Genomic DNA, 8,084 nt, shown 5'->3' with positions numbered 1-8,084 from the left:
CCTCGTACTGGATGTACTTGGGATTTCGGCCGGTGCGGCGAGAGGGCGTGCCGGGCGTCGCGACGGGGCGAACGTTGCCTGATGCGGCACTAGCCACACCCCCGTCTACCTCACGTGATGGCCCTGCCGCGCGGGGGAATCTGCCTTCGCTGGCAGCAGGGCCCATACGCGTTTGCCCCAGAAGCGTCTCGCCGGGCCTAACCGGTCATAGCCCCATCGGGTGGTGAACGCGTCCACCATCAGCAGTCCCCGGCCCTGTGAGGCCTCGGCGTGCGGTGTCTGCTGCTGCGGCAGAGCGTTCGGGGCGCGGTCGACGACGCCGAGGTAGACCTGGTCGTCCGTGGGGCGTTCGACGATGACGCGCACCATCGGGCCGCGGGCGTGCCGGACGGCGTTGGCGACGAGTTCGGAGATCACGAGTTCGGCCGGGCCTGTGGCGTGGTCCAGTTCCCAGGCGGACAGGGAGACCCGTACCAGGCACCGGGCCTCGGTCGCTGTCTGCGGCTCTCGTGGCAGGACCACGTTGTAGCCGGGATGCCCTGTGCGGCGGGGACGCACTACGTTCATGCGTCCCATCACCGCCCCTCAGCCCGAACCGAGCACGGCACGAGGTGAAGCAGTGAATTTTGGTGGCGTCCGGAGGCAGGGAGAAGCCTTCCCTGCGTCCGGGTCTGCGGGTGGGCGTTAGCGTGGGCCATGCCGTCAACTCCATCCAGTTGATGGCCACGCCCCGGGCCGTATCGGCGACCGCGGGGTCTGTCACTTCAGTTACTGACTTCGGCTCGTTAGGGTGATCTCTTTCGAAGTCTCTTATCCGCCTGGGGTGTTGGCTGGGCGCTGTCACGTTGGCGGATGGCATGGTTGGATCTTCGGGTTGATCATGCTGGAGGGGGATCGTTGTGGTGAACCCGGCGCCGTCGTACAAGGGGCACCGCTACCCGGTCGAAGTCATCTCCCACTGCGTGTGGCTGTACTTCCGGTTCCCGCTCAGTTACCGCGAGGTGGAGGAACTGATGCTCCAACGCGGCGTGATCGTCTCCTACGAGACCGTCCGCCGGTGGTGTGCGAAGTTCGGCCAGGCCTACGCCGACGGGCTGCGCCGCCGCTGGCCGCGGCCCGGTGACAAATGGCATCTCGACGAGGTCTTCATCAAGATCAACGGGGTGCGGCGGTACCTGTGGCGGGCGGTCGACCAGGACGGCAACGTCCTCGACGTCCTGGTGCAGTCCAGGCGGGACACCAAAGCCGCGAAGCGGTTCATGGCCAAGCTGATGAAGAAGCAGTGCCGGGTACCGAGGGTGCTGGTCACCGACAAACTTCGCTCCTACGGCGCCGCTCACCGGAAGCTGATGCCCTCGGTGGAACACCGCGCTCACAAAGGACTGAACAACCGGGCCGAGAACTCTCACCAACCCACGCGACAGCGGGAACGGGCCATGAAGGGCTTCCGCAGCGTCGGCGCCGCCCAACGGTTCCTGTCCGCGTTCGGCAGCATCTCACCCCACTTCCGTCCCCGGCGGAATCTCCGCACCGCCGCCGAGCATCGCCTCGAGATGACCACCCGCTTCACCGTCTGGGACCACGTCACCGAGAACATCTGCCGACCGGCCGCAGCCTGAACCGGCACCGGAACCACACCCCAGCACGCCTCGAAGCTCTACCGACCAGTCACCCGCCGTCAACGTGACAACGCCCGCGGAAGGACAGCGGGAAGCGGAAGTACAGCCACACGCAGTGCGCGATGATCTCGACCGGATACCGGTGCCCCTTGTACGACGGCGGCGTACTGCTCACGGACAACCCCCTCCACCATGATCAACCCTAAGATCATCCCACCCGTCAGCCAACCTGACAGTGCCTCTACGTCGCCTGGATCACCACCGTCTTCGGCTTCGGCGCCTGGGGCTACCTGCTGCGCCAGCACCCGGCGTCGTCGGTGGCCCCGTTCACGCTGCTCGTCCCCGTCTTCGGGATGTCCTCGGCCGCACTGCTGCTGGGCGAGTCGGTGAGCCCACTGCGGTGGTGCGCGGCTGCGCTGCTGGTGGGCGGAGTGGCCCTCACCTCGCTCGCCGGGACGTGGCGGGGGCGTGCGACGGCGCCGGAGGCGGCGTGCGAGCCGGGGCCGGAGCGGGCGCCGACGGGGGTCGTGGTGGATGAGGGGGAGAGGGCGGGTGTGTGCCCGGAGACGTCCCCAGGGACGGGCGCGGCATGTGCGCACGGTGTTGGCCGAGATCTTGCGCTCGACCGGGTTGCTGACGGCCTTCGGCGTCAGTTGCCGTGAGCCGAGGCTACGGTCCGACGCTGACGACTCCACCGTGTGTCAGAACAGGCTCTCCAGGCCAGAAGTTGAGCCTCATGTGTTCATTGTGATGATCTCGTGATCGCCGAGATCGGAAGATGCCGGACATGGGTGGGTTGTCGGTCTCGTTGGTCCAAGGCAAAGTAAACCCCGCTTCAAGTAGTCGTCACGGGTGGGGAACTCAGGTGACCGGGGGGCGTCGGTGTGTCATGCGCGCGCGTCCGGCATCCGGTTTGAACGTTCATATGTCCTTCACGCTGACATGGATCAACAGGCGTGCGAAAAAAGCCTGTTGATCCATGGTCCATCGCTTCCGCAGGATTGCGGGCGGCATGGTCCCGGCTGCATCACGTTCGAGAACATGGACCTCGGTGGGCGCCGGCGCGCGTTCCGCTGGTATGGGGGAGTGCGGAAAAAATGCTGCAAACAGCTGTGCATGCGGCTGGTTTGAGTGGTGGTCCTTTGCGGGCCATCCGGCGAGGGGCGATCGCGACTGTCTTGGCGGCGGCACTCCTCGCGCTGGGGCAGAGTGGCCTGTTGGGCAGGGGCGCACCGGCGGTCGCGGCAACCGCATGCTCCGGCGTGGCCTCCGACTTCAACGCGGACGGCATTCGTGACGTTGTGATAGCCGATCCGGAAGCCACTGTGTCCGGAAAGCAGCGGGCCGGGCTCGTCCATGTCGTGTACGGCGGAGGCAAGGGAGTTTTCGAACTCTCGCAGGATACAGCGAATATTTCGGACTCGGCTGAGACCGGAGACCAGTTCGGCTTCTCCTTTGCTGTGTACGACGCGAACCTGGATGGCTGCAGTGACATCGCTGTGGGCGCCCCCTATGAGGATATGAACCTGGCGGACGGGGTGGTGAAGGACGCGGGCCTGGTGCATCTCGTCTACGGCTCCCCGGCCGGCCTCGGTCAGGGAGCGGTGGCATCAGTGGGCCTGCGCCAAGGTGCCGACGGGAAGCTGGGGGGCGGCTACGAGGCGGAGGACTGGGTCGGATATGCCCTGACCGCCGGCAAGTCGACCACCAACATTCCCTTCCTCGTCATCGGCGCGCCCGGAGAGGACGGACCCGGCGGTACGGACATCGGTATCGCTCACTACGTCTACGGCGCCTCCTTGAACTCGGTGTCCTTCGGCCAGGACAGCACCGGTGTGTGGGAGGATGCCGAGCCCTACGATCGCTTCGGGGCGTCGCTCGCCTCCACCGACCGCCACTTCGTCGTCGGTGTGCCGGGTGAGTCGCTCGGAACCGTGCAATCCGCCGGCGCTGTAGTGGCGTTTGCTTCGTCACTCAACACTGACGGGATACCGGCCCCGATGTTCGGCATGGGCCAGGGACGGTCCGACGGACCCGACAATGCGGCGCAGGCCGGTGACGGGTACGGGACCTCGCTGGCGATGGCTCCATATCGGCCTAGCGGTGCGGCGACCATCACTGACTCGATGCTTGCGGTGGGAGTCCCCGGCGAGGATCTCTCGACCACGGTCGACGCAGGTGCCGTGCAGGTGTATCAGGTCAAGGCCGACCGGACGGTCGTCCAGACCCAGTGGATTGATCAGAACATCCCCGATGTCGAAGGCGAGGCAGAGCCGGGCGATTTCTTCGGTCAGCGGCTTGCCGCGGTCAACACCGCAACCGATGTGGTCAGTACGGCGGCCACGATGCGTCTTGCTGTCGGTGTGCCGGGCGAGGAATCTGCGGAGGAGCACGCGGAGAAGGGCGGAGTGGCCCTGTTCTCGATGCTCGGGGCGCCCGGAGCGGCAGACAGCTGGATCGAGCCGGGCCACGGCATTCCGGCTCAGCCCGCGTCCCGTCAGTACGCGGGCATGAGCCTGGGCAGCAGCCCCTCCCTGTTGTACGTGGGCATGCCCTACGGCCCGGCCGAGGGCCACGCGGTCCACGGCTTCCCGTGGAACGTGGCCTCCGGCGGTGCTCCCGCCCAGACCTGGAAGCCCGGTGAGGGCGGCCTCCCGACCGACCGTGCCGCCTTCGGTGCCACAGTCCGCTGACCGCAATGAACGACATGGAGAGTGGACGAGTGTCCAGACGAACAGGGCGCAGCCTGGCGCTGCGTACCTCGGTGGCCGCCGTGGCGGCGGGCGCTGTACTGACCACCGGCCTGGCCTGGCTGCCGCACACCGGCGGTACGGAGGGCAAGCAGGCCGAAGTGGCCTCGACCGCGCCGGTGCAGACCGAGAATCAGGCCCTCGCGGCCGCCCGCAAGAGTGGCACGAACGTTGAGGTTCTCGGCTTGCGCACCGAGCGGCGTGAGATCTTCGCCGAGCCGGACGGGACGTTCACGGCCCGCGAGTACACCAATCCGATCCGCACCATCCGCAACGGCGCATGGACCGACATCGACGAGACACTGGTCAAGCACGCGGACGGGAGCTGGGGTCCGAAGGCCTCCACCGTCGAGCTGACCTTCTCGGCGGGGCAGACGGACAAGCCCTTCGTGACGATGCGCCGTGCGGGCCGCAAGCTCGCCCTCACCTGGCTGTACGGGAAGCTCCCCGTGCCGCAGGTCGAGGGAGACACGGCCACGTATGCCGATGCCCTTCCCGGCGTCGACCTGAAGGTGCGTGCCGAGGCCGACGGCTTTGGTCATCTGCTGGTGGTCAAGACGCCCGAGGCCGCGGAGAATCCGCAGCTGGCCAGGCTCGACCTCGGCCTGACGACCGACGGCCTCAATGTCAAGGAGGACGCAGCAGGTGCCCTCAAGGCCGAGGACGCCGCAGTGGGTGGCACGGTCTTCGAGGCGGGCAAGCCGGGCATGTGGGACTCGTCCGCGGTCCAGGAGGCGGCGGCGAGGAGCGAAGGCCCGCAGGCTGTCGCCCAGTCCCTGACCTCCTCGGTGACCGACGCGCCCGCCATGGAAGAGCAGAAGACCGCTCCGGCGCCCGCACTTGAGGGCCCAGGCGGTGGCGGCAAGGCCGCCCCGTTGGACATCGAGGTCGCGGAGGGCAAGCTGACGCTGATACCCGACCAGAAGCTGCTCACGGGGAGCGACACCGTCTTCCCGGTGGTCATCGACCCGATCCAGCGCACCACCTCGCGTACAGCGTGGACCGGTGTGATGTCCGGGATGCCGGGCGAGCAGGACTGGAAGTACTCGGACAGCGCTGGTGTGGGCAGGTGCCCGACCGACTACAACCCTGTGTCCTGCAACGGAGTCGGCGTACGCCGTCTGCTGTTCACCATGCCGATGTCGTTCTACAAGGGGAAGCAGATCCTGGGCGCCTCGTTCAACGCCCGGGTCGCGCACATCTACAGCGCTTCGCCGACGGCCGAGCCGATCCAGCTGTACCGGATCGGTGGCAAAAACTACAGCATCACCTCCGGCAGCGACTGGTCGAACACCAAGGACGACTGGTCGAACCACCTGCAGACCGTCAATAAGGCTATCTCGCCGACGTCCTGTTCCAGCCAGGCGAACCTGCACTTCGAGAGCGGTGCGACCGGTGAGCTCACCTCCGAGGTGAAGACTGCGGCCGCTGGCGGCTGGTCCTCGATGACGTTCGGTCTCAGGGCCGCCGACGAGTCCCGCTTTCCCGAGTGGAAGCGCATCTGCGGCAACGCCTATCTGTCGATCAGCTACAACAACCTGCCGCGGCAGATCAAGACGACGGACATGTTCTCCAACCCCGGCGGCATCTGCGCCTGGGGGGCGAACCGCCCGTACACCGATGTTCCGCCGCAGCTCCAGGCGATCGCCAGCGACCCCGACCACGCCAACGGCCAGACCGACAAGGTCAAGGTGCAGTTCAAGGTGGCCTGGACCCCCAAGGGAGCCACCGCGGAGACGTCGTACACGTACGACACCTCCTATCTGGCCCCCACAGCCAACACCAAGTTCACGCACACGGTGAAGTCGACGATCCCGGAGGGCGTGGTCATCTACTGGAGCGCCCGCGCCTACGACGGCGACGGCTGGGGCCCGTGGAGCAATAGCAGCGACACCCCGCAGCGCTGCGAGTTCATGTACGACAAGACGTATCCCGGCAAGCCGAACGTGCTGTCCAGGGAGTACCCGTCGGACACCGTCTACCACGACGGGGTGGGCACCTACGGCACCTTCACTTTCGCGCCGAACCCGAACGACTCGGTACCCGACACCGACATCGTGAAGTACCGGTACGCCTTTGACGGCACCGCCAACCCGACCACGACGGTGACCGCGTCCACGGCGGGCGGCCCGGCATCGGTGACCTGGATGCCGTCGCGTGCCGGACGCCACTGGGTGGACGTCATCGCGGTCGACAAGGCGGAGCACCCCTCCGCCAAGCAGCACTACGAGTTCCTGGTGACCGAAGGCGCCCCGGTCGCGGGCCAGTGGAACCTCGCCGACGAGGCGGGATCCGAAGCCCACGACGAGACTGGTGAATTCCCGGCGGACGTCGGTACCGGTGTCACCTTCGGAGCCGAAGGACCCGGCGGCAAGGTGGACTCCGCAGCTTCCTTCGACGGCGGCGCGGGCGCCTACCTCGATGTCGGAGAGACGGTGATCGACTCCTCGAAGGGCTTCAGCGTGAGCGCCTGGGTCCGTCCCACGGCCCTGGACCACAGCATGGCGGTTGTGAGCCAGGACGGCACGGGCGAGCCGGGCTTCACCCTCGGCTACGACTCCACGGCCGGCACCTGGGCGTTCTCCGTGCCCGCCACCGACGTCGACACGATCGGCGCATGGAAGGCTGTGGCCACTGGAGTCTCCGTGGTTAAGGACCAGTGGGTCCTGCTGACCGGTGTTTACGACGCTCAGACGACCGAACTGCGGCTGTACGTCAACGAGTCGTCCAAGGGTGCCGCGGCGCGCCGCACGGTGTGGAAGTCGTACGGACCGCTGCAGATCGGCCGTGCCACGGCGAAGAGCGGATACCGCGACAACTTCACCGGGGACATCGCCGAGGTCCGCGTCTTCGACCGGGTGCTGCCCGCAGCGCAGGTCGCTGAGCTCAAGACGGTCAAGCCGCAGCGCAAGGGCTACTGGCAGCTCGACGCGGCGACCGACGGTGTCTCCGCGGAGACCGGGAACGGTGCGGGCCTGACCCTCGCCGGCAACGCGTCGATCTACCGCCCGGCGGACCCGCTGTTCGACACCGCGCCGCTGGTAGGCGAAGGCAACCTGGTGCTCGACGGAGACGGGGACTACGCGGCCACGGCCACGCCCCCGGTCACCGGCGGCTCCAGCTTCACGATCTCGGCCCGGGCGCTGCTCACCTCGCTCGACGCGACGAAGTCGCAGACGGTGCTCTCGCTGCCGGGGGCGGCCGCGAACCGGGTCCAGGTCCGGTACCAGGCAGCTACCCAGCAGTGGGAGCTGGCGGTCGCCCAGTCCGACTCGTCCGAGGCTGAGGTGAAGGTCTTCACCGATGACCAGGAGCTGCCCGACACGGGCGGATCCGGCCAGCACCTGGCCGTGGTCTATGACGCCTTCGCCAATGAGATCCGGCTGTATGTCAACGGACAGCTGGCCAGCACGGCGCACGGTGCCGAAGACACCCTCTGGGCCGCCACCGGCGGTCTGCAGGTGGGTCGTTCGGCGCTGGGCGGCGGCAGCGAGTACTTCGCCGGCGCCATCGACGAGGTGCGCGCCTACACGGGTGCGGCGGACGCGGTGGCCGTCCGCCGGATGGCGAAGCTGACGGCATTGCCGGAGATGTAACGCACCTCGCGGGTGTGCCGGCCCTCCGCGGAGGGCCGGCACACCCGCGACTTCTTTTCCTGCTCACTTTGCCCATTGAGACCTCGATACATGGAGTGCATTGATGTATCTACGTGGCC

At 67.3% G+C, this 8,084-nt stretch carries 4 protein-coding genes and 2 pseudogenes; 4 read left to right on the top strand and 2 right to left on the bottom strand.

Going from position 1 to position 8,084, the window contains the following annotated elements; translation table 11 throughout:
* Positions 1-105 precede the first annotated feature (105 nt).
* Positions 106-567, bottom strand: coding sequence for an ATP-binding protein (locus tag ACFYY6_RS36720; protein WP_389197521.1), 462 nt, complete (start codon positions 565-567; stop codon positions 106-108).
* 332 nt (positions 568-899) lie between these two features.
* On the opposite strand from ACFYY6_RS36720, the gene ACFYY6_RS36715 reads away from it, so the two are divergent.
* Positions 900-1,619, top strand: coding sequence for an IS6 family transposase (locus ACFYY6_RS36715; protein ID WP_389197519.1), 720 nt, complete (start codon positions 900-902; stop codon positions 1,617-1,619).
* Between the two features lie 76 nt (positions 1,620-1,695).
* Here ACFYY6_RS36715 and ACFYY6_RS36710 read toward each other — a convergent pair.
* Positions 1,696-1,794 (bottom strand): annotated as a pseudogene (locus ACFYY6_RS36710) (IS6 family transposase); the annotation flags it as partial.
* Positions 1,795-1,858: 64 nt separating this feature from the next.
* Between ACFYY6_RS36710 and ACFYY6_RS36705 the strand changes: the two are divergent.
* The 3 genes and pseudogenes from ACFYY6_RS36705 to ACFYY6_RS36695 all read left to right on the top strand — a co-directional run.
* A pseudogene (locus tag ACFYY6_RS36705) lies at positions 1,859-2,281 on the top strand (EamA family transporter); the annotation flags it as partial.
* A gap of 600 nt (positions 2,282-2,881) precedes the next feature.
* Positions 2,882-4,312, top strand: coding sequence for an FG-GAP repeat domain-containing protein (locus tag ACFYY6_RS36700; protein WP_389197517.1), 1,431 nt, complete (start codon positions 2,882-2,884; stop codon positions 4,310-4,312).
* A 29-nt stretch (positions 4,313-4,341) separates the two neighbouring features.
* Positions 4,342-7,965: a LamG domain-containing protein gene (locus ACFYY6_RS36695; protein WP_389197515.1), complete on the top strand. Its 3,624-nt coding sequence runs from the start codon at positions 4,342-4,344 to the stop codon at positions 7,963-7,965.
* Positions 7,966-8,084: the final 119 nt, after the last annotated feature.

It is taken from the genome of Streptomyces sp. NPDC001750 (assembly GCF_042892615.1).
In the GTDB taxonomy this organism is placed as follows: domain Bacteria; phylum Actinomycetota; class Actinomycetes; order Streptomycetales; family Streptomycetaceae; genus Streptomyces.
The sequence above is the reverse complement of the archived record's forward strand: the minus strand, read 5'-3'. Positions and strand labels throughout refer to the sequence as shown.